This window comes from Methylomonas koyamae (genome assembly GCF_006483455.1).
GTDB lineage: Bacteria > Pseudomonadota > Gammaproteobacteria > Methylococcales > Methylomonadaceae > Methylomonas > Methylomonas koyamae_B.
This window is the reverse complement of the sequence record NZ_PPPU01000058.1, coordinates 19187-42434: the sequence shown is the minus strand read 5'-3', so window position 1 is coordinate 42434 and position 23248 is coordinate 19187. Positions and strand designations below refer to the sequence as shown.

The window sequence follows — 23248 nt, the reverse complement described above, 5'->3', positions numbered from 1 at the left end:
ATAGCCTTATCGGTTCATGAGTCGGGCAAATTCTTCGTAAACAATTTCGCGTTTGGCGATTAGCACGATGTAGAGCATGGTTTCGTCGAAGCGGTAAATGATGCGGTACTTGCCGACGCGAACCCGCAAATACTCCGGATTACCCACCATTTTCAGGGACTCCTGCGGCTGCGGCTCTTGCAGCAAGGCCAGCAACTTGATTTTGACCTGCTTGGCAACACGCTGATCCGATTCGGCCAGTTTCCGCAAACTGCGTTCTGCGGATTTAGTGAAGTCCAGTTGGCGCATCAGATGCTATCCAATAATTTCTTGCTAGCCTCTACACCAATAAAGCCTTCTTGCTCTGCCAACACGGCCAAGCCATGTAAACATTGGTCTTCAAACGCCAACAGCTCTTGGTAACGCGCCGACGACAACAGAATGGCAAAGTCTTTTTGGTGTTTTTGAATCGCCACCGGTTCCTGTTGGGCGTTATTCAGCAATTCGCCAAAGGTTTGTTTGGCTTGGGTCGCGTTGATAATTTTCATAAAGTCCCCCTCATTAGAAATGGATGTTTTGTCCATTTTAATCATTTTTCCACCCATAAACCTAATACCTTGCTGTAAAAAATGGCCTGCCCGTTGATAGCGGTTTGCCATTGTTCCTTTTCTTGCCGCATGGCCAAAAAATACACGCCATCTTCCAGGCAACCGGCCAATAAACCGCTCCATGAACTGGGTACTGGAACACCATGCAGACTCAGTAATTCCCAGTAGTTTTTGCTGTCCTTATCCAGCAACTCACCTTCAAGAGTCAGGCGTTGACTGCCTTCCACAATTACCGGCAAAACGGTTAGCCCCATTTCGCCGTCGCGCGTCAACGTGGTGGCTTTATCGCTATCATCGGGCAAGGGATTGACTTTAGATTCAGTAACTAATTTGGCGATGCGCCGCTTGTTATCATCCACTTCGCGTTGGTATTTGTCGGCGGCTTCGGTAATGGCGGCAGGTTCGTTTTCCCATGGCTGTTCTTGATAAACCTTGCCTATCCAATCGCGATAGGCTTGAGGAAATACGACGCTTGGGCTGCTAATAAGCTGTTCGGTACGCCACAACACGCGGGTATTTTGATAAACATATTGGCCGGTATAGCCATAATCCAGCGGCTGTTCCGGCACGACGACAACACAGCTTGGCAACGATCTAAAGTTTCGCGGCCTTTCGTGGCCGGGTCGTGCATGACGATGTAAGCGCCCCATGCGTTGAAACAACAAATCGACCGGACATAATTGCGTGATGAGCCAATCGAAATCCAAGTCCAAACTCTGTTCGATGACTTGGGTAGCAACCAAGATGCGCCCACCTTGTGCACGTTTGCTATTGTCTTTGCCGTAAAGCGTTTTGACGGTTTTTTCCAAATGTTGCCGGTCTACAAAACGGTAGCGGGAATGAAATAAATCGACGGGAATCTGCGTGTCGATTGCGACATCGGCCAGGCGCTTTACAAGCAATTGCGCATCCGCCACCAGATTGCAGATCACGGCAACTTTGGCACCTTGCATTGCCGCATCAACGATCCGCTGCAAGCTGGATTCATCGAATTTCAGTTCGGGCAATTGCCATGTCTCCAGCAACACTTCGCGCGAGGTTGGCAGTTGTTGGCTATCGCTAATCGCAAACGTTTCTAACGGTTTTTCGCGGTAAATCTGCGTGATCAACGGATAAACATCCGTTTTCGGGACGGTGCTTTTATTCCAATTGGCGGCCAAATCCTCCCGTTGCTTTTGTGGCAAGGTGGCGGATAACAGCAAAACACTGCCACCGGCTTGATATTGTTGCTGTAGTACCTTGCCCAACAATCCATACATATAGCTATCGTAGGCATGAACTTCATCGACAATTAACAGGCTTTTTTGGATGCCAAAGCCGCGGACAAACTTGTGTTTAACCGGCAGCACCGAGAGCAATACCTGATCGATAGTAGAAACCCCAATTTGCCCGAGAAATGCGCGTTTTTTACTGGCGGTTAACCAACTTACCGCTTGCTGGCTGGCTTCCTCCTGACCTTGGACGGTTGTGCGATTAATGGTTTGCAATGATTGCTGCAAGCTGCTTTTACCATGCGCTAAAACCACGTTTGCGCCGTCTTTGAATAAATAATCGGCCATCTTTTCCAGCCTATCCAGCATGGCATTGGCTGTCGCTTGGGTAGGCAAGGCAAAAATAATACTTTCCGCCAAACCGGCATGTAGCATTTTGGCGGCATAAACCAAGGCGGTTTCGGTTTTACCGGAGCCGGTAGGAGCCTCAATGAGTGTCAAATTTTGTTGAAGCGGCAACTGCTCGACGAGGGTTTGCAAGCCTTGCGGGGCATAGCCGGGAAACAGTGCTTCCAAAGTCTTATTGGTTTTAAGCTGAGCAAAAATACCAAATGCCGTTAAGGCTTCCTCTGCCTGTGCACGTCGCGACTCCAGATAACTATTTAAAGGGATATTGGGCGTGCTTTCGTAAGGAAAATAGTCGCTGGAGCCTATCCAATCGCAAACACTACAAAAACCGGCCAGCATGGGCGGCACGGATTCGGGAATCGCGTTTAAATCGATTTGAAACAGTTCAGCTAAGTCGTTTATCCAATCGATTCGCGCTTGTTGATCGCGTTGGATGAAGGACTCAGCAAACGCTGGATAGATAAATTCAGCATATCCAGGAATTGCGCCGTGATGCCCCGCGACTTGTTGCAACCAATCAAACGCTGCATCTTTATTGCCAAATTGAATGCCGTAGTGCTGATATTCCTGGATAAAACACCAATAGCCCGCCGGGCCGTGAGAATAATCTTCATCTAAATTTTTAAAACTGGCATCGGCTTGCAAGTGTAATAGCGCATGTGGCGCTTTGGCTTGAAAGCGGATGTCGAGCTTGCCTAAATCGTGCAAGGCGACAAAAAACAGAATCAAGGCTTTTGCTTGCTCTTCGCTTTCCATCTGCATGGATTGGGTAAATTGTTGGCGCAAACTTTTACTTTGCTCCCACCAGCAACTGGCCACCGCCGCCACATCCAAACAATGGTAAGGCAGCAAGTGATACGCCGGGGCGTCGCCGGCCTCGGGTTTGGCTTTGCCCCAATAGCGGAAGTACGCCGCTGGTTCTGTCATTTTTCGCCTCGTTGAAACGTTAGTCTTTCGCCCAGGATCAGCCGACAGGGTTTTCGAATTAACGCTGCGGGTTTGACCGGTTCGGAGTAGACTTTAACCTGAAACAAAGTTTACATGCAATAATTTTTAGCACATTTTATGAGCGACGCCGAATCCGTTATAACCTCGTTAAAGTGGGACGTCCGCCAACGCTTGACCTTTTTGGAGGCGACCGTGTTCTGGACCGGGGAGCTGGCGACCGGTTTTTTGACCAATACTTTTGCCATCAGCCGGGTACAGGCCACCAAGGACATTGGCCTGTATTCGTCGTTACGCCCCGGCAATTTGCGCTACGACCTATCTTTGAAGCGCTATCTGATTACCGAGCAATTCGTGCCGTTGTTGATTAGCGGCCAGCCGCAGGAATGTTTGCAGGTATTGCAGGCCAGCCGAGACTCGCCACCGCCGCTGCTGGCTCTGGTCGGCAATTTACCGGCGGTCGAGACGGTCAATCCGCCGGCGCGGCTGGTCGATATCGCCGTTTTGAAACCGGTATTGCAGGCCGCGCGTTTCGGTTCTTTGCTGGAGATCGGTTACCAATCCATGTCCACCCCGGAACCGGCCCGGCGCCTGGTACAGCCGAAAACGCTGGTATTCGACGGTTTGCGCTGGCACATGCGGGCCTATAGTTTGAGCCACGGCGAATACCGCGATTTTGTGTTGGCGCGGATTCACTCCGCGGCGGCGGCCGGCAAACCGGATGCGCCGATTCCGCCGGATAGCCGCTGGGAACAACTGCTGACAGTGGAGATCGGCCCCCACCCCGGCTTGAGCGATTCGCAAAAGCGGGCGGTGGAACGCGATTACGGGATGGTTGACGGCCGGCATGCGGTTCAGGTCAGAGCGGCATTATTGCCGTACTTTTTGTTGGCGGCGAGAATCGGCGCCGACGATTTGCAGCGCGAGGCCATGGCGCAACAAATCGTCCTGTTGAACCGGGCCGAACTGGAGCCTTATACCGAATTCGGTTAATGCATTAATGCTGGGGAACAGTTCGAATTCCGGGACGTTTTCGATGGCCCTATCCTAACCAAACCGTTGATGCCTTGCGGCCGCGGGTTTGACCGGCGGCGCGCAAGGCTCGGGGTGCAGCCGTTACGCGGCGACTTTGCGCTTGGCGGTCAGACGCAACATGCCCAGAGCGCCGCTGCCGAACAACCACACCGCGGCCGGGACCGGCACCGGCGCCGCGTAATTGCCCAAGTCGGCCGCGGATACTTTATAGGCATGCAGGACGCCGGGCAGCAGTTGGTACTCGGCGCTCAGCGTCGCCGCGCTGCCGTTTGCGGTCCAGACGCAGGCCTCGGTCTGGCCCAACGGGCATTGAATCGAGCCGGCGTAAGGGTCGGCATCGCTGAAACGGAAATAGACGTCGAACTGGGTGCCGCCGGCATTTTGGGTGACGCTGTAATCGTTGTCGGTGCCTGCCAGCAACAGATAGCTGCCGTCGGCCAGTTTCGGCCCGATCGCCAGGCCTTCCCATTTTTCCGGCGATTTATTGCCCAGTTCGGCCAGGGTATTGGCGTCCAGGTCCAGGAATTGGCTGGATTTGGTGACCTTGGTGTAAACCGCGCCGACCGCATCCAGATCGATACCGGAGACATCGGTGGCTCCGGCCAGATCGATTTTATAAACTTCCTTGTCGGCGGTCGCCAGATCGGCGCCGACGCCGATGCCGCGGTTGTTACGTTCCAACACCAAAAACTCGTGGTCGTTCAGGGCCACCAGCGCCGACACGCCCTGGCCTTGGCCGGAGCGTTTCATTTGGTAGGCGTATTGCGCTACGGCCTCGCCGGTCGCGGTATCGAATTTGACGATACGGTTAACGGAACCGCTGCTGGCGCCTTCGTCCAACATCGCACTTTGCAACATTGCAAACGCATATTTGCCGTCCGGGCTGACGGCCAAGCCTTCGAAGCCGCGATTGGTGCGTTTGCCGGCGTTGTTGCCGGTATCGGCGGCGTAATTGGCGACGCCGCTGGCGGCATTGCGCGGCATCAGATTGGTCGGCGTGGCGTAGGTTTTGACGACGGCGCCGCTATTGCGGTCGATTTCGTACAGCGACGGGCCGTACTCGTCGGACACCAGTAAATTGCCGTTTTTGGGATTGACCACAATGCCTTCCGGATCGAAAGCATTACCCAGTGCGTTGGTCGGATTGGGCGCCAAGCCGTTCAGGGCAGCACCGTTTTTGCTGAATTTCAAAGTCTGCGCAATCTGGAAGTTCGAAATCGCACCGGATACCGGATTGATGTCCAGCGTGAAGCGCTGCACCCGAGTTTCGTAGTTCAAGCTGCCGCCGCCCGGACCGCGATCGGACAGGCCCCACCACTCGTTACGGTGAGTGTCGTAATAAATGTCGGAAAAGAAGCCGACCCGGCCGTCGTTGACGCTGCTGCCGAACTGGTCGGCGGTAGCGCCGGAAATTGCCAAACCGTTGACGAAGGTCGGCGCGGCGGAAACGGTATCGGCCAGCAGCAAACCGGCCATCAGTAAACTGGGTGTAACACGCATAACGGATTCCTGAATGGTTGAAAATCTTGTGATCGGATTCTCAACTTTATCCGGCGTTTGTTACATCGACGTGACGGGTTCCCCCACCCGCGACTGCGCTTGGCTCACTATTCACCCGGCCCGGAATACTGATTGCCTTTGCGCTTTTGCGGATGCTAAAACTGACGAAAGACGCCCCCTCAGGGCCAATGTCGTAAACTTTAGGATTAACCGTTCGGCCTGAGCCCGTCGAAGGGCGAATGGTTAAGCCATTCATGGTTCGACAATCTCACCACGAACGGCTTAACTTAACGACATTGGCCCCATGCTGCCCAGCGGATTCCAGTGTTGAAACAGGGTCGGGTAAGGAACTCATGGGCACCGAGATAAGCGCTCGTTCAATCCGGGTCAATCGCCTATTTTGAACCTCGTCTGTTGTCCAGAGCGGCCGAGCGATGTTAGCCGGTGAAATCAGGTGCCTAATTGGGCCGTCCTTTAGCCAACATGTGTATCACTTCCCCGGCAGGTACTGGTTGGCTGAGCAAATATCCCTGAATTTCGTCGCAACCGTAGTCGGCCAGAATATCGAACTGGCCCTGTGTTTCCACGCCTTCGGCAATCACGATCATACTCATTGAGTGGGCAATGTTGATCAACATCTTGACGATTTTTTGATCATTCTCGTCGTGGCATAGATCTTTGATAAAAGAGCGATCGATTTTGAGGTTATCGACCGGCAAATTTTTCAGATAGCTGAGAGAGGAATAACCCGTGCCAAAATCATCAATCGATATTGCAATTCCTCTACTGCTGAGCCGCTTTAGCGAGGTCAATGCCGCCTGAAAGTTACTCATCAGGGTGGTTTCGGTCACTTCTAATTCCAGTTGCCGCGGCGAAATCTGATACTCCGCAATGATGGCAAAAACCCTGTCAACAAAATCGTCTTGCTTTAGTTGCACCGGGGATAAATTCACCGCAATACAAAGGTCCGAATATCCCAGTTCGCTCCAATACTTCAACTTTTCGCACGCGGCTCGGATCACCCATTCTCCAATCGCGACAATCAAACCCCTCTGCTCGGCAAAATCAATAAACTCGAACGGCGCCAATAGCCCACGGCTAGGGTGCCGCCAACGAATCAAAGCTTCCACCCCGACAATGGTTTTGTTGGCGATGTCCATTTTCGGTTGATAGAACAACTCCCATTCCTGGTTTTGAATCGCGTTGCGTATCTCCTTATCCAGACGCAAATGCCGGATCGACAAATCCTGCATGTGGTTGTCGAAAAACTGGAAACCGGTTTCGGATGTTGTCTTTTTGCAAAAGGTTTTCGCGACAATCGCGTTGTTGATTAAGCTGTCTACCGTACTGGCATCGGCGGGATATACGCTGATGCCGACGTGACTGGTAAGGTAAATACTGGTTTGATCGACTTCGATCGCCGTCGCCAAGGCCGCCATCAAGCGCTCGACCATCCAAGTGATGACCTCTTTATTGGGCAACTCGGGGATCAAGACCGCAAACACGTCCCCACCGATCCGAGAGAGCGTTAGCCGCGAGATGTCATCGCTTTTTCTGAAGGTAGAATTCAGCCGATTGGCAACTTCTTGCAAAATATGGTCGCCGGCAACATTCCCCAAGGATGCGTTAATCATGCCGAACATACCGATATCGACCACGAATATCGCCGCCAAATGACTATAGCGTTGCCCCCGCTCGATGACTTGGCGCACCCGGTCGTAGAACAAAACCTGATTGGGCAAACCGGTCAGTTGGTCATAGTGCTTGGAATAATCGAGTTCGCTGGAAATCTGCGACGCGATCAGTTCCAGTTCGTCGACACGGGATTGCAACTCGGAAACGGTGCCGCTTGTTAAAGCGGTATCGTTGCCGGTAGCCGGCTGGCTCTCTGGGAGAGGCGTTTCCGGTTTGGCGTTTTCGGAAAACTGATTTTTTAACTGCCAGCGGACGACCCTATTTCTACCGGATTCCTTGGCAACATAGAGCGCCTCGTCGGCAAACTTGTTCAATTCCGCTGGATCGGCCGGTTTGTCGACAATGCCGGCCACCCCCAGGCTGGCGGTAACCCAGGGTCCATTTTCGAAGCGGGCGGCCGATTCAGCCTTAATCCGCAGACGAATCCGCTCTGCAACCGTAACGGCCTCCTGCACACTCAAACCGGGCAACACCAGGCAAAATTCCTCGCCGCCATAGCGCCCCACCAAGTCGACCTTGCGGGTATTGGTGGTCAGCACCTCGGCCAGCAGTTTGATGACCACATCTCCGGTCGCATGGCCGTAGTTGTCGTTTACCGCCTTGAAGTGATCGATGTCCACCATGACGCAGGACAGCTCAAGGTCGTTTTGTAAGGCTTCATTAAAGGCTTTATCGAAAAGTTCGAAAAAAGCCCGACGGTTCAAGCAGCCAGTCAGCGAATCGCGGGTCGCGAGAAAATGCAATTCCTTATTCTGCTGTTGGACTTGCGCCTGACTCTCTTCAAGCCTGTTGACCATGGTCTGTAGTCGACTGTTACGCTCCTCCAGCTCCGTAATATCGTCGAGTGTTATCAACACGCCTTGCGCGGTATCGTTCCCACCCCAAATCGGCGAGGCGTTGATCGCGAATTTAAAGCTTTCGCCGCTGGGATTAACCAACATCAAATGAGCGCCTTTGGAACTTTTCCCTGATTTCAGCACGGTTTGCCAAGGCAAATAAACCTCGGAGTCGGTTTCATCCGCACTTTTCCAATTCAGTTTGGAAGCATTTTTGCCGAGTAAGGCACCGATAGGACTGCCGATCTTCTGCAGTAGCGAGCGATTCGCCAGAACAATTTGCTGCCGCTCGTCGATGATAATGACCCCCTCTGCCAGCGTATCGAAAGCCGCGTTGACCCGATCCGGAATCACGGCACTCGGATCAAGCATTTTTAAAGTTCTGAGCATGAACGCCAGATAAATAAAGAAGCCGACGACCAGAAAAAATATCGCTATTTTAAAGCTGGGATGTTCAAGAAAATCCGATAACGACTCACCGGATATCGGTACAAATTTAAATTCGATTTCGCCCCATTTTTCAGAATTTCGATAAATTGGAACCACCAAATAAGTCGAGGTCGATTTTTGACTATCGTAATCGCGCCACTCCTGACTATGGTCCCCAGTTTGAAAAATCAATTCTCCATTCTGGAGCCGAATACCGGAAGATAAAATATCGGAATTACGCTTAATCAATAAATTGAGCATCCTCTCTATTTTTTGAGGATCTTGATCAGCAGCCAAAGTGGAAAACTGAATCGCCAGAGACTCGCTAACATGCTTGCGCGATTCTAATAGAAATTTAGACTTATCAGGCATAAACCCCAGCATTTCCGCCGCAAATAACAAGCAGATTGCCAGCATTACCAATGCAAAACTTATTCGCATTGCCGGCAACAAAACGCCAATGGTATTTTTTACTGAATCCATGATATTAAAAAAACTACGGCAAAATACTAAACCAAAATAAATCGATACTTATTTATCGCTATCTTCCGAGTCGGCCGGGTTTGATGATCGATCTTTTTTGCTTCCGGCTACAGAATCCGCATCTTTCCTGGCGGATCTTAGAACCGGCAAAGGATCAAACCGTTTCAACAACGGCACGGTAGACATAAAGCTCGCCATCAGCGATCCTGCGCGTAGTATCCAGCTCACAAAACCGGCAGTCAGGCTCGCGCTAGTACCCAGTATGATTTTAACGTTTACCGGGTTAGCATCCGCAACGGCGTCAGGATCGCTCATCTGCTGGCGAATGTGATCCAATCTATTCCAAAACTCTATTTCCTCTTGTTCGGACAGGACAGATTCGGTATCGATGCTGTATTGCTCCAAAGCGGCGTTTTTTAATTGAAAGTTCTGTTTTCTGACGCTATCACGACGCTGTTCCTGCAATAGATTATCCGGCACATAAGCTGATAACTTGACATTACTTTTGTCAACTTCCGATAAACCTTGATCCACCGAAACTAAAATATCAACGTTATTTATGCCATCAATCTCGTTATTGACTATTTGACTAACAGCAACACTTTCGCCAAAAACATTATTAACTTGATCGAAAATAGCGGCGGAACTTAGTACTTTATCGCCTACAGACTGCTCGGTTTGCTCTTTACGATCCGAAACATTTGTCTGATTGTATCTAATTATTTCACGAAAACCGTTTGTGTTATCGTCACTACTTGAGTAGGTAATTTCGGCATTCACCAGGTTAGAACTCGCGCAGCCATCGTTGACGGTGACGCTGAAATTCGGAACCACCTCATTGCCGTCGTCGACAAATTGCACTTGGCCGGCAGCCAACTGGACGCTACTGAAGCTGGTGACGCTGGCACCGGGGTTACCGGTCAATTGGAAGTAACCGCCGCTGACGCTGGAGACTGTGTAAGTGAAGCTGGCGCTATCAGGGTCGCTGACGCCGAAATTGGCGGCACTCAGCGTAACGGTCTGGCCTTGGCTCAAGCTCAGTGTCGCGCTACCGATGACTGGCGCATCGTTGACGCCGGTATAGTTGATCGTCGCGGCCACGGTATTGGATTCCAACGCGCCATCATTGACCGTAACACTGAAGCTCGGCGCCGCTTCATCGCCGTCGTCGACAAACTGAATTTGATCGGCGACTAGCTGGGCGGTTGTGAAGCTGGTGATGGCGACACCTGGATTACTGGCTATTTGGAAATAACCGCCGCTAACATTGCTCACAATATAGCTAAAACTGGTGTTATCCGGATCACTGACGCCAAAGTTGGATACAGCAAGAGTCACAGTCTGACCTTCGCTTAACGTCATATCGGCACTGCTTAGAACCGGGGCATTGTCGTTGACATTGGTCACGGCAATGCTGAAGGTCTGACTGTTGGTCGAGCCATCCGAACTGGTCGCCAGCACCGTGATGCTATGGCTGGTGGCGCTCTCGTAGTCCAGCAGACTGCCGTCGGCGACGGTGACGACACCGGTGCTGCTGTCGATGGCGAAGCGGCCGCCGGCATTGTCGCTGAGGCTGTAACTGATGGTCGCGCCACTGTCGGCGTCGGTGGCTAGAGCCGTGATGCCGACCACTGTGCCGTTGGCGGCGTTCTCGGCGACACTGTTCGCCGTGGCGTTGCTGTCCGTAAGGGTGCTGACCGGATTGTCGTTGACATTGGTCACGGCAATGCTGAAGGTCTGACTGTTGGTGGAACCGTCCGAACTGGTTGCCAGTATCGTAATGCTGTGGCTGGTGGCGGTCTCGTAGTCCAGCAAGCTGCCGTCGGCGACGGTAACCACTCCGGTATTGCTGTCAATGGCGAAACGGCCGCCGGCATCGTCGCTGAGGCTGTAGCTGATCGTGGCACCGGTGTCGGCGTCGGTGGCTAGAGCCGTGATGCCTACCACGGTGCCATTGGCGGCATTCTCGGCCACACTGTTGGCGGAAGCGTTGCTGTCGCTTATCGCCGAGACAGGATTGTCATTCAGGTTGCTGACAGCGATCGTAAAGCTTTGGCTGTTCGTTGAACCATCCGAACTGGTCGCCCGCACCGTGATGCTGTGGCTGGTGGCGGTCTCGTAGTCCAGCAGACTGCCGTCGGCAAGGGTGACCACGCCGGTATTGCTGTCGATGGCGAAGCGGCCGCCGGCATCGTCGGTCAGGCTATAGCTGATTGTGGCACCGGCATCGGCATCGGTCGCCAGGGCGGTGATACCGACCACGGTGCCGTTAACAGCATTCTCATTGACGGTGTTCGAGCCAGAGTTGCTATCGGTGATGGTGCTGACAGTGTTGTCGTTTAGGTTGATGACCGTCAAAGTCACGGCCTGACTGCTGCTGAACGTGCCGTCGCTGGCCACGACGTTGAAACTGTAGCTGGTTTTGCTTTCGTAATCCGCCGCGGCGTTGAGGGTCACTTCGCCGGTGGTGGCGTCGATGCTCAGCAAGGCCGCGTCAGTTCCACTCAGACTCCAGCTCAGGCTATCCCCGTCGGTATCGCTGCCGCTGGCGGTGTAGACCACCGTGCTGGCGGCGCTGTTCTCATTCACGCTGGCGCTGCTGCCGGAGCTGATCACCGGGGCATTGTCGTTGACGGCCGTATAATTGATCGTAGCGGCCAGAGTATTGGAGTCGAGGGCGCCATCATTGACCGTGACACTGAAACTCGGCGCGACCTCGTTGCCGTCGTCGACGAACTGCACCAGACCGCCGGTCAGATCCGCGCTGCTGAAGCTGGTGACACCGACACCGGCATTGCCGCTCAACTGGAAGTAACCGCCTGTAACATTACTCACCGTGTAGGTGAAACTGGTGTTGTCAGGGTCGCTGATGCTGAAGTTGGCACCTGTCAGCGTGACGGTCTGGCCTTCGTTCAGCGTGAGCGATGCAGCGGTCATAACGGGTGCGTCGTTGACTGGGGTGACGTTGATCAGCACCGAATCGGTGTTACTGGTGCCGCCATCACCATCGGTCACCACCATCTCCACCGTGCGTTGTAAGCCGCTGGGGTTCTCGCTGACATTACGGAAACTCACACGATTGGCGACCGCTTGCACAGCGGACGCATCGGCATTCGCGGTAAAAGATACAACCAACGGGCTTCCTGCCCCTGCTCCGCCCACCGTGGTAGCAACCAAATTTCCATCAATGAAGACATTGGCGTTCACGACTTGAACCTGGCCGGGGCCGCTTCCTTGAGTGACCAAGTAGAGTCGATCTTCCGCTGTGCCATTGCCGGTTATTATTGCGGTCAAGGTCCCGCCGGCGAAATTGGGTGAGTCAACATCAACCAGCGTGGCGCTGCTGCCAATCCTGACATGGGAGGCGTTCTCCACAAAAGTAAAGGCATTGTCAGTCAAGTTCAAAACCGGCGCATCGTTGACATTGGTCACGGTCAGGGCGAAATCGTCGTAAACCGTGGCACCGTTGTTGTCGGCACCAGTGACGCGGACGCTGATCGAGCCCACGTCGGCATTGGCGGGCGTACCGGAGAAAGTCTGCGTGGCGGCATTGAACGTCAGCCAGTTCGGCAGTGCCGAGCCATCGGCCAAGGTCGCGGTATAGCTCAGTGCATCGCCCACATCGACATCGGCGAAGGTGTTGGCCGGAACCTGGAACGAGAAGGCACTGTCTTCGGTGGCGTTCTGATCGGCGATGGGGTTCGCCACGGTTGGTGTGTCGTTGGTGTTGGCGACGGTAATCGTGAAGTCATCGAACACGCTGGCGTTGCTGCTGTCGGTGACGGTGACGCGGACGCTGATGCTGCCGACGTCAGCGTTCAACGGTGTGCCGCTGAAGGTTCGGTTAACCGGGTTGAAGGCCAGCCAACTCGGCAGCGCGGAGCCATCCGCCAGCGTGGCGCTGTAGCTCAAGCTATCTCCCGCATCGATATCGGCAAAGCTATTGGCCGGAATCTGGAACGAGAAGGCGCTGTCTTCGGTGGCGTTCTGATCGGCGATGGCGTTCGCCAGGGTCGGTGCGTCGTTGATGCTTGAAACCGTGCATGTCACCGTTGCAATTTCATAAGAATAGGCATGATCGTAATCGTTGATCGATGCATTGCCATAGGATGCGGCAAGATTTGAGGATGCCGTATCCGTCGTTTGATCCCAGCCGCGAATTTGCAGTTGGGCTACCTCTGCACCGGAACCGTTCGGGACATAACGAACTTGCGTATTACTCTCCAAGAGCAAGGCATGGGTGTTGGATACCGTACCAAAGTCGTTCCAGCTTACGCCGTCAGTCGAATACTCCCAGCTGCCACTACCCGTCTTCGCAATGACCGCCATACCCTTCAAAGAACTGCCATCCGCATCACTATATCCGACTGAACCGACAGGTCCGTTCATGATTAAGGTATTGACGCTAATCCCTGCGGAAGCGGTGTCTTCATCGGTGCCGAACGGATAATTACCTGCCCAGGTGACATGAGGCGCGTCGTTGACAGAGGTGTAGTTCACCGTGGCTGCCAGGGTATTGGAATTCAAAACACCATCACTCACGGTCACGCTGAAACTCGGCGCAACCTCGTTGCCGTCATCGACAAACTGCACCTGACCAGCGCCGAGTTGGGCAGTGGAGAAACTGGTGACGGCGACGCCGGGGTTGGTCGTCAGCTGGAAATAACCACCCGAGATGCTGCCGAGCGTGTAGGTAAGACTGCTGCTATCCGGATCGGTCACGCCGAAGTTGGCCGCCGTCAGGGTGACTGTTTGGCCCTCGTTCAAGGTGAGGCTGGCGCTGGTCAGTACCGGGGTGTCGTTGACCGGATTGACCGTCAGCGCAACGGTTGCGGTCTCGGTGGTTACTCCGGATGTCACGGTATAGCTGAAGCTGGTCGCGCCGTTGCTGTTGGCGGTGGGCGTGAAGGTCAAGCTGCCGTTGGCATTAAGTGTGACGCTGCCGCCGGTGATGGCGACCGTTTGGCCGCTACTGACGCTGGTGCCGTCGATAGCCGAAATATAGCGGCCGGAATTTTCAAAGGTATCGTTAGCCAGTGGGTCGAAGGTGACCGGGGTATCTTCATTGGTGGTAACGCTGTCGTTAACGATATCGGCAACGGCCGAGATTGAACCGCTGATGGTATCGCTATCCGACAAGGCGCCGCCGCTGCCGGAATTGCCGTTGTCCGTGGTCACCACGGTAAAAGAAACCGCGCCGTTATAGTCAGCGGTGGCGGTAAACACCGGTGCGGTGGCCGCCGAGCCAAAATAGGCGTTGATCGACGCCACATCGCCGGACAGTACTAAAGTATTGGTGCCGCTACCGCTGATCGTCACACCGGCGGCGGAGGTTGCGGAAAGCACCCCGGCGCCGGCGCTGACCGATAGTGTGGTGGTCAGCGTACCCGAACCGCTGTCGGCATCGGCGATCACCACCGAGCCCAGCAATTGAATTACCGAGTCTTCCGGCACAATGGTGCCATCACCGTAAATGGTATTGACCGGTGCATCGTTGACCGCCGTGATGTTGATCGTCGCCACATCAAAACCGGTCAGTGCGCCACCCGAGCCGGTATTGCCCTGGTCGTTGACGCTCAGGGTCAAGGTATCGGTGGCCGGCGGGGTATCGGAATTGATGATATAGCTCAACGATCCGCTGGCATTACCGGCCAGCAGAGCGTTGATTTGGCTGAGGCTACCGGTCAAAGTGATTGAACTGGTGCCGGAGCCGGATACGGTCACCCCCGTCGTGCCGGCGCTGGCTGTCAAGGTGCCGGATACCACCGATAGGGTTGCCTGCACGCTGGAACTACCGGCATCGACATCGGCGATACTCAGCCCGGTACCGTGTAGAGTTAGGCTGGTTTGTTCGGTGGCGCTATAGCTGGCCGGGGTGATCGTTGCCGTCGGAGCGTCGTTGACTGGATTGACGGTGATGACCTGAGTCGCAGTTACTACCAGCCCGCCACCGGTTCCGGTATTGCCTAAATCATTGAGTGTAAATTGCATACCGCCCGGCCCACTGTAATTGGGGTCTGGCATGTAATCGATGTTATCCAAAGCCGTGTTGATGGCTGCTAGAGTGCCACGGAACGTCATTGTGGTATCTGCCGTGCCATCGCCAACAGAAAATGTCAATCCGACCAACCCGCCTAAAGTAACTGTGCCGTTAGTAGCGGAAATCGTCATCTCCAGATTAGAGGAACCGGCATCAGCATCAGAGATCGTAATGGCATTACCAATCCAAGCCGAAAAACGCTTAACTACGTCTTCATTTGTGGTTCTCGCGCTAACGACATTGATAACCGGCGCATCGTTCACCGCTATACCCGTCATCGCTTTAGTACCGGTCACAGCCGCCAGCACGCCGTCGCTGATGCTGGTAGCAATGGTGAAATTGCTATTGAAGTTGGTTGCTGGCGTAAAGGTCAGGCCGGCCAATAAGGTGTTGACGTCGGCCACTGCGCCACTGGCGGTCCAAACGCCGGTAGCGGCATTGTACGTTGAGGTCACCGCGCCTGAAGTGCCGGTGTTCAAACTGCCGGCTGCGGCATTGGATAAGGTCAAGGTGGCGGTAACGGTGGCGCTGTCGCCGCGCGTTATGACGATATCGGTCAGATTAAGCGGAGTATCTTCGGTATAGGTTTCGGACGCGCTAAGGTTGGTTGCTGAAGGTGCCTCGACCACGTTCGACAGGTTGACCGTATAAGTTTCAGAATAGCTTGCACCCAGGGAGTCGGTGACCTGCACGGTGATGGAATGACTGGTAGCCGCCTCGTAATTCAACAAGGAACCATCCGCTACCGTCAGGGTGCCATTGGTTGCGTTGATAGCAAAGCGCCCACCGGCGCTGTCGGTTAAGCTGTAAGTGGGATTGGCACTGGCGTCGACATCGAAGCCCACCACCGTACCGATCACAGTGCCGTTGGCGGCGTTTTCGGCGACGGTAAAGCCGCTGGTTTGTTGATACAGTGCCGCCACTTGCGACGCGCTCATCACGCCATTGGCGACGACGAAATTGTCGATGGCGCCATCAAACGCCGCGTCGCCGCCCCAATGCGATTTGCCGATGAAATTATTGCTGCGAACGCCTGTCTCCAATGCCACGCCGGCGGTGGACGCCGCCAAGTTGCCATTGACGTAGAGGTTCATATTGCCTGTCGCATCTACCGTCGCGGCGAAATGCAGCCATGAGCCATTGCTGATGGCATTGCTAGCGGTGGCGCGATAGGTATATACGCCGTTTTTTTCAATGGTAAAGGTCAGATTGTTGGTGTTCCATTCCCGACCGACGTAGACGTTGCCGATTCCGCCGCTAGTGGTTTGGCCGAAATCGAACACCCGCTGCCAATCGCCGGTGCTATCGAACCTTACTGAAGCGGCAAAGGTCATGGCACCACCGGTGGTGATGCCGACAATATCGCCATATTGCCCGGATGATCCGCCCGCTAGATCAAGTGCGCCGGAGCCGCTGGGACCTATGGTCTGGCCCGGATTGCCGTAGAAGGTTATCGGCGCATTGTTGCCGGCATCGTCGCGGCCCAGGCTGGATGGGTTATTGAAGCCATAGACACCAACTAGGCTGGATTCGGCCATGCCATTTATGGCGTAAAGATCGTTGGGGGCGTCGTTGACTGCCGCCACGGTAACCGCGACCGTATCGGTGTCGGTTTTGGTCAAATCGGAAGCCAGCGTGGCGATTTCATCTGCCGTGAGAGCACGGCTGTAGATCCGAGCATCGTCAATCTTGCCGGAAAAATCAACTGTAGTCAGGTTGTTGCCATGTTTGCCTATAAAGCTATTTGCGCCCAAGGTGTAAGAGATAGAGGCAGTCGTGCCTAATGTGCCTACCTGTACTCCGTCAACATAGAGTGTGGCCGCATTGCCGGCATCATTGAACGAGTAAGCCAAATGGTGCCAGCCGGTTCCTACTATAGATGTTGAATAAACGGTTTCTGTCCAGGTGCCGCCGCTGTAGAAAAAGCCGCGTACCTGACCGCTACCGTTTAAACCAACCGCGACACTATCGCCGAGCGAAATGACTTCGCCTCCGTTGGTATCGACGCTACTGGCATTCACCCAAGCGGCCAACGTAACATTCGCCGAGTCACCGTAACGGCCGGTGGTTTGGATATAACCGTCGCCAGCCAAACTGAGTACATTGCCGCGTGTAGCGTCGTTAACCGATGTGCCGTTGACCACAGTACCGTTATAGGCGGCGGCCGGACTAGTGTCGGTGCCCAACGCACCGGTGTTATCGAAGGTATAGCGGCCCTTCAGGCTGGTGTCGATATCCAGACTCAATAACACTGAATCCTTGGTCGACACGGTCAAGGTGGCGCTGCCGTTGTAGTTCGCGGTCGGCGTATAGGTTAGGCCGTTTAAAGCGGTGTTGATAGCGTTGGCCGTGCCCCGGAAAGTCACGGTGGCATCGGCCGTGCCGTCGCCGGCTACAAAGGTCAGGCCGGTGGTGCCGGCTAAAGTCAGCGTGCCGTTGGTTACCGTCAAGGTAATTTCGTTGTTGGCACCGCCGGCATCGACATCGGCAATGGTAATCGCATTGCCATTAGCCGATGAGAACACCTTGTTCGTGTCTTCATTGGTGGTTTGGGCACTGGGCACGGTATTGACCGGTGCGTCATTGACTGCCGTGATTGTGATATTACGGGTTGCGGTGGCACTGGAGGAGGAGCCGTCGTTAACCGTGAACGAGACTGTGCGTGTCGCGGTACTCGGCGCATCCGATGAATTCACGTAAGTAATACTGCGCAATGCCGTTTGGTAAGTGGCAGCGCTGGCGTTGCCGGTCAGGGTCAGGACGCCGGTACTGGCGTTCCAACTGCCGGTGATGCCGTTTTGGTTGGTAAACGCCAACGTATCTTGGCCACTGACAAAACCGGAGGAAATACTGACGGTGGCATTGGCTAGATAAGAACCGTCAGCATCGGAGACAGTTAAAGCACTATCGATAATGGTCGCTGCAGCATTCTCGGTATAGGCCAACGAACCGCCGCTGGTGGTGATAGTTGGCGCCCAAGTTGATGCAGCCTTGATCGACACCGCCGCGATTTCCCATTGGGCGGAAGACGAAAAGCTGCCGCTCATAACCACAGAGGCCGCTCCGGCTTCGGAGGTTGAGCCGCCAGTCAACACGGCATTTTGCCTCTGCCACAGAAGTGTTTGACCGCTTCCCACGGCGCCGCCGCTAGGTATGCCTTGCCAATATTGAGAGTCGATAACCAGATCGCCACTGGCGCTGGCTACCGTTACGGAAGCCGTGGTGCCCGTGCCGCTAGCACCGACAAACCCGTAATAGGCTGTAGATTGAGCTACACCGTTGTAGTTTGTTGCACCTGCCGCTACGCCGGTCGTGCCTGACAAGCTAACCACTATATTAGCCGAACCTACAGTGGGATTTACCAAAGTCCAAATTTCCACAGCATGGTTGTTCGCGCTTCTGCCGACTTGAGTTAACGCGACTCCACCGTACGTCACGCTGTTAACATTGACAGTTGGATCGTCTAAAGCGATCTCCACAAACAATGCGCTATTGGTCCCGGTCGCGACACCATGTGACCAAGTGAGACTAGATGCACTGGTCGAATTGGTCGATGAAATAGAGCCATTGGCGGTAACCGCCATCAAACCTTCCCAGTTGCTCTGCTCTGCTTCGCTAAGCGCAATTTGCGTGTCGATTTCTCCGGTTTGATATTCCAGCTGCCAATCGCCACCCAAATCCGCGCTGCCGGTAGCATCCGCCGATGCGGCGATTTCGGTATTGGTAATCCCGGCCAAATAGTCGACAAAGCTCTGCCCGAACTGGGTTTCGGCGACGTTACAGCCGTACAGCAGGATGTCGCCGTTTTGATTGAACGAATCGCCCCAGGCGCTGATGTCGGTTTGGTTCCGAATTAAGGTGTCGAAATTGAGTTGGCTGTTACCCAAATCCAGGCTGCCGTCGCTGCCGTGGGAGATGATATGCACCGCATCCAGGTTGTCCCGCTCGGCCAGAACTTGGCTGATTTGTTGGATCCCGTCACTGTTGCTATCCAGCGCAATGATTTCCAGGTTGCGGTCGGAGACGTCGCTGCTTTTGATATCGTTGAGCAGCGTCTGGTAGCCGTCCACGCGAGTGTCGACAAATACGATTTCATTGCGGGGAGCTTGATTGCCGGAATTCTGTGCCGGCGGCTGTTGGGTTTCCGCGACCGGCGCCGGATTGGCATTGGCATAGACCGCGTTCGGGTCCAGCATCGGCTCGGTGAGCAGACCTTCGACGCCGGCAGAAAACAATTGCCGGGATTCCAACTCCTCCAGAATCGGTTTGGAGTGATAATGTGTTTGACGCAATTTCGAATGCATAGTCCCAAACTCACGCCGGTAGACTGAAAATAGCCGGCACCATCAATGTCCGGCTGTCGAGATATAGGCAGAGTTTAGCCGTTCCGGCAGATTCAGTCTGTGATTGAGACGAGTAATCGGTAACGTAACCGCATCGCCCGCCACTTTGCCGACCCGGCCTTGACTCTTGCCCGGCAATGGCCCTCCCCGTCTTGGCAACCGCATCGGCACAGTTTCCCGTTTACCCTCTATACTCTGGATCGACTGTTTAATGCCCGTGTTGGAGAATTATGTTGCTTAAACCCGTCGCCCCCGCCTCTGAAGCCAGCGCGATTGAGAAAATATTAGAGGAAATCAAAGGCTTGATTTCCCTGCCGGAGATTTACCAAAGACTCAGAACCTTGATCGACGATCCGAAGTCCGATATCGACCAATTTGTCGAGGTGGTAAGTTCCGACCCCAATTTGACGGTCGCCGTACTTAAAGTCGCCAACAGCGCTTTTTTTGGCTTTCCCGGAAAAATCGGCAGCCTCAATCAAGCCGTCAGTATGCTGGGTATCGGCCAATTGCACGATTTGGTCTTGGCAACCTCCGCGATCGGCTCCTTGCAACTGCCTAACGAAATCGTGCCATTGAAAGCATTCTGGCGTTTCAGCTTGTTCTCGGCGGTATTGACCCGATTATTGGCACGTCATTTAAAAATCCCCCAAGGCGAGCGTTTGTTTGTGATCGGTTTGCTTCACGAAATCGGTCATTTGGTGATCTATGCCAAGTTACCGGAACTGGCCAAACGCGCGTTGGAAAGCGCCCGGTCCGGCCAACGGCAACTGCACTTGGTCGAGGAACAGTTGTTAGGAATGCATTACGGCGAAATTGGCGCCAAGCTAATGGCTCAATGGCAATTGCCGGGACATTTTCAGGATATCGTTCATTACCAACCCACTCCGGATCACGCGGAAACCTACCATAAGGAAACCGCGTTGCTGCATCTGGTACACCGCTGTGCCGAAAGAGCTGTTTTCGCTCGCGCCGGGCTAACGCAAACGGGCGATGAAACCGCCACCGCCCTGCAGGATTTAGGGCTCACTGCGGAACAACTGGAAGAAGCCATCGAACGGACTCGGGAGGTCTGCAGGGAGATGGAAAAGGTTATGTTGAACTAAATCCGACATGAGAGCCGAGCAGCGTTTTCTATGCGATCTGGCCGAAAGGATTTCCATGCCCGAGGTCTATCTGAAAATCCGGGTTTTACTGGAAAAACCCGGCGCAAGAATCGACGATTACGTTAAAGCCTTGCAAACCGACCCGATGTTAGCCATCCGGATGATCCGCATCGCCAACAGCGAGTTCTTCGGCTTCAAGCGCCAGGCCGCAGATCTTGACGAGGCGATCAGCCTGATCGGTACCATTCAACTCCATGATTTGTTGTTGAGCAGCTTATGCATGCGCACCTTTTGCAATATGCCCAGCCCGGTACTGGATTTACGCCAGTTCTGGCGACAGGCCATCGAATCGGGGATTGCCTGCCAAACTATCGCCAGACTCAGTCACGTCCCGGCTGGAAACCGTTTTTTTACGCTGGGCCTGTTACTTGAAATCGGTCATGCCGCCATGTTCGTCAAAGCACCGGAGCAAGCTCTCGAAGCATTGCTAACCAGCCGCGACCAGGGACTGCCGATTGACGCCCAAGAGCGCAAAATATTCGGTTTTGATTATTGCCAGCTCGGAGCGGAGCTGACGCGGCTTTGGCATTTGCCGGAAGTCTATTCGCACATTATCGGCCACTACCTGCACCCTGAACTCAGCGCACCGCCCTACCGGAACGAGACTTATCTGATCTACTTCGCCCAACAACTTTTCAACGCACCGGAGCATTTTTCGAAACCCCTTGCAGCCGAGCCATTCAAAGATGACCAATTTGGCCCGATTCCGGAAAACGCCAAAGACGTGGTGGCGCAAGAAATAGCCCAGCACCTCGATGAGGTTTATCAAATGCTCTGCCCACTGAATTTCATTGCGAATCAGGGAGCTTCAGCGCCATGAGTAACCGCTTCGCTCAGCAATGGTTGAACATCCTGTGCCAACAGGTACCGGACACGCAGGCCGCCGCCCTGATGGCGCTGGAGCCCGGCACCAAAAAAATGCGACCCGTGGCGAAATGGCTTGCGGATGGCGCGACGCCGGGCGATCTGTCGCCGATTTGCCAGCGCGCACTCGCGACGAATCAACCCGCTAGCATGATTGATGCGTTGCAGCCGGACGAAACGCGTTGCGACTTTTTCGCCATGCCGGTCGTGGTAGGTTCTGCGTTATTGGGCGTAATCGCCCTCAAGTTGCAACACTCAGCCGTTGAGCGTCAGCAAGCTGTTTTCGACACGTTGCAGCAAAGCGTGCAATGGTGGCAATTGGCTCAGGGCCAATCACAGTTGAGCGACGATTTTTACGCCGCGGTCGTCAACCTGCTGGCCGGCTGCATGGAGCAGAACAGCTACCCTGAAGTTCTGATTCGGCTGGCGACGGAACTGGCGCAGACCTTGGATTGCGAGCGGGTGGCCATTGGCGAATTTCACGACAATTACACCAAGGTCGTCGCTATTTCGCACAACGCACAGCTCGACCCGCAGACGAATCTGCTGCAAAAGATCGCTGATGCGATGGATGAAGCGATCGAGCAGGATAGCATCGTGGTAGTGCCCAACACCGTTTCGGCCATCATTCAACGGGCTCACCTGGAAGTGGCGAGAAAGTACGGTTACGGTTCGTTATTGACCCTACCTATGCTGCATTGCGGCGAATTCATCGGCGCGGTCACACTCTTGCGTAGCGAACAGCGCCCCTTCGACAGCCGCAGCGTCCGCCTGTGCGAACAGGCACTGGCTTTGATCGCGCCCTACATGGCACTCAAAAAAATCGACGAGCAGGCCTTGACGACCAAGATGGGCGCTAGTCTGAAGCAAGGCCTGAAAGAATTTTTCGGATTAAAAGGATTGGCGCTCAAGCTCACCGGCGTTGGTCTGCTGGTGTTTCTGCTGCTTGCCTCGATACTGCGCGGCGATTTTCGGGTGACGGCCGACGCCGTGCTGGAGGGCAAAATTCAACGTGTGGTCGCGGCGCCAATTTCCGGATTTTTGCAATCGGCCGCGGTACGCGCCGGCGATACGGTACGCCAGGGCGAAGTGATGGCAAGCCTGGACGATGCCGAACTGCAGTTGGAATTGAATAAGCTGGACGGCCAATTACAGAAGTTCCGCCGCGAATATCGCGAAGCATTGTCCAGCGGCGATCTGGTCAAGGTACGGGTGATTAGCGCTCAAATCGATCAGGCCGACGCGGAAATGGAACTTACCCGTCAGCAATTGCAAAAGATCGTCTTGACCGCCCCTTTCGATGGGGTGGTGATCGAGGGCGATTTGAGCCAAAAACTGGGATCGCCGGTGGATCGCGGCAGCACCTTGTTCAAAATCGCGCCGCTGGAAGGTTACCGCATCATCCTCAAAGTCGATGAAAGCGCAATTTCGTATGTGCGCGAAGGTCAAAAGGGTTCGTTGGTGCTGGCAAGCATGCCGAGTCAAACGTTCAGCCTGGTGGTCCAAAAAATCACCGCCGTGGCGAAGACCGATAGCGGGAGAAACATATTCCGCGTCGAAGCCAGTCTGGAAAACGCCCCCGAGCTGTTAAGGCCCGGCATGGAAGGCGTCGGCAAAATCGAGACCGGCCGCGCCAGCTGGTTGTGGATTTGGAGTCACGAAATGCTGGCTTGGTTACGTCTGTGGATTTGGTCCTGGTGATAGCGCCG

General features: G+C 54.3%; 10 protein-coding genes. 4 read left to right on the top strand and 6 right to left on the bottom strand.

Annotation, left to right across the window (positions count from 1 at the left end):
• Window positions 1–6 precede the first annotated feature (6 nt).
• Genes C2U68_RS20135 through cas3 form a run of 3 tightly spaced genes read right to left on the bottom strand, consistent with a single transcriptional unit; the run spans window position 7 to window position 3133 of the window.
• The gene (locus C2U68_RS20135) at window positions 7–288 is read right to left on the bottom strand and encodes a type II toxin-antitoxin system RelE family toxin (protein ID WP_140914263.1); all 282 of its coding nucleotides are present in this window, start codon (window positions 286–288) and stop codon (window positions 7–9) included.
• A complete protein-coding gene (locus tag C2U68_RS20130) occupies window positions 288–527 on the bottom strand; it encodes a type II toxin-antitoxin system Phd/YefM family antitoxin (RefSeq protein ID WP_186289689.1) in 240 nt (79 codons plus the stop codon). Before C2U68_RS20130 ends, C2U68_RS20135 begins: the two co-directional genes overlap by 1 nt.
• Window positions 528–568: 41 nt before the next feature.
• A complete protein-coding gene (gene cas3, locus C2U68_RS20125; RefSeq protein ID WP_140914261.1) occupies window positions 569–3133 on the bottom strand; it encodes a CRISPR-associated helicase/endonuclease Cas3 in 2565 nt (854 codons plus the stop codon).
• A gap of 138 nt (window positions 3134–3271) precedes the next feature.
• On the opposite strand from cas3, the gene C2U68_RS20120 reads away from it, so the two are divergent.
• The gene (locus C2U68_RS20120; protein ID WP_140914260.1) at window positions 3272–4144 is read left to right on the top strand and encodes a WYL domain-containing protein; all 873 of its coding nucleotides are present in this window, start codon (window positions 3272–3274) and stop codon (window positions 4142–4144) included.
• Between the two features lie 123 nt (window positions 4145–4267).
• On the opposite strand, the gene C2U68_RS20115 is transcribed toward C2U68_RS20120, so the two are convergent.
• The 3 genes from C2U68_RS20115 to C2U68_RS20105 form a co-directional block, all read right to left on the bottom strand.
• Complete coding sequence (locus tag C2U68_RS20115) at window positions 4268–5686, bottom strand: esterase-like activity of phytase family protein (protein ID WP_140914259.1); 1419 nt, start codon at window positions 5684–5686, stop codon at window positions 4268–4270.
• 458 nt (window positions 5687–6144) lie between these two features.
• Complete coding sequence (locus tag C2U68_RS20110) at window positions 6145–8838, bottom strand: diguanylate cyclase (protein ID WP_186289688.1); 2694 nt, start codon at window positions 8836–8838, stop codon at window positions 6145–6147.
• 339 nt (window positions 8839–9177) lie between these two features.
• Window positions 9178–19461, bottom strand: coding sequence for a cadherin-like domain-containing protein (locus C2U68_RS20105; RefSeq protein WP_186289687.1), 10284 nt, complete (start codon window positions 19459–19461; stop codon window positions 9178–9180).
• A 281-nt stretch (window positions 19462–19742) separates the two neighbouring features.
• On the opposite strand from C2U68_RS20105, the gene C2U68_RS20100 reads away from it, so the two are divergent.
• Genes C2U68_RS20100 through C2U68_RS20090 form a run of 3 tightly spaced genes read left to right on the top strand, consistent with a single transcriptional unit; the run spans window position 19743 to window position 23240 of the window.
• Complete coding sequence (locus C2U68_RS20100; protein ID WP_140914256.1) at window positions 19743–20615, top strand: HDOD domain-containing protein; 873 nt, start codon at window positions 19743–19745, stop codon at window positions 20613–20615.
• Window positions 20616–20670: 55 nt separating this feature from the next.
• On the top strand, window positions 20671–21495 hold the full coding sequence (locus C2U68_RS20095; protein ID WP_186289686.1) for an HDOD domain-containing protein: 825 nt from the start codon (window positions 20671–20673) through the stop codon (window positions 21493–21495).
• The gene (locus C2U68_RS20090; RefSeq protein WP_140914254.1) at window positions 21492–23240 is read left to right on the top strand and encodes an HlyD family efflux transporter periplasmic adaptor subunit; all 1749 of its coding nucleotides are present in this window, start codon (window positions 21492–21494) and stop codon (window positions 23238–23240) included. Before C2U68_RS20095 ends, C2U68_RS20090 begins: the two co-directional genes overlap by 4 nt.
• Window positions 23241–23248: the final 8 nt, after the last annotated feature.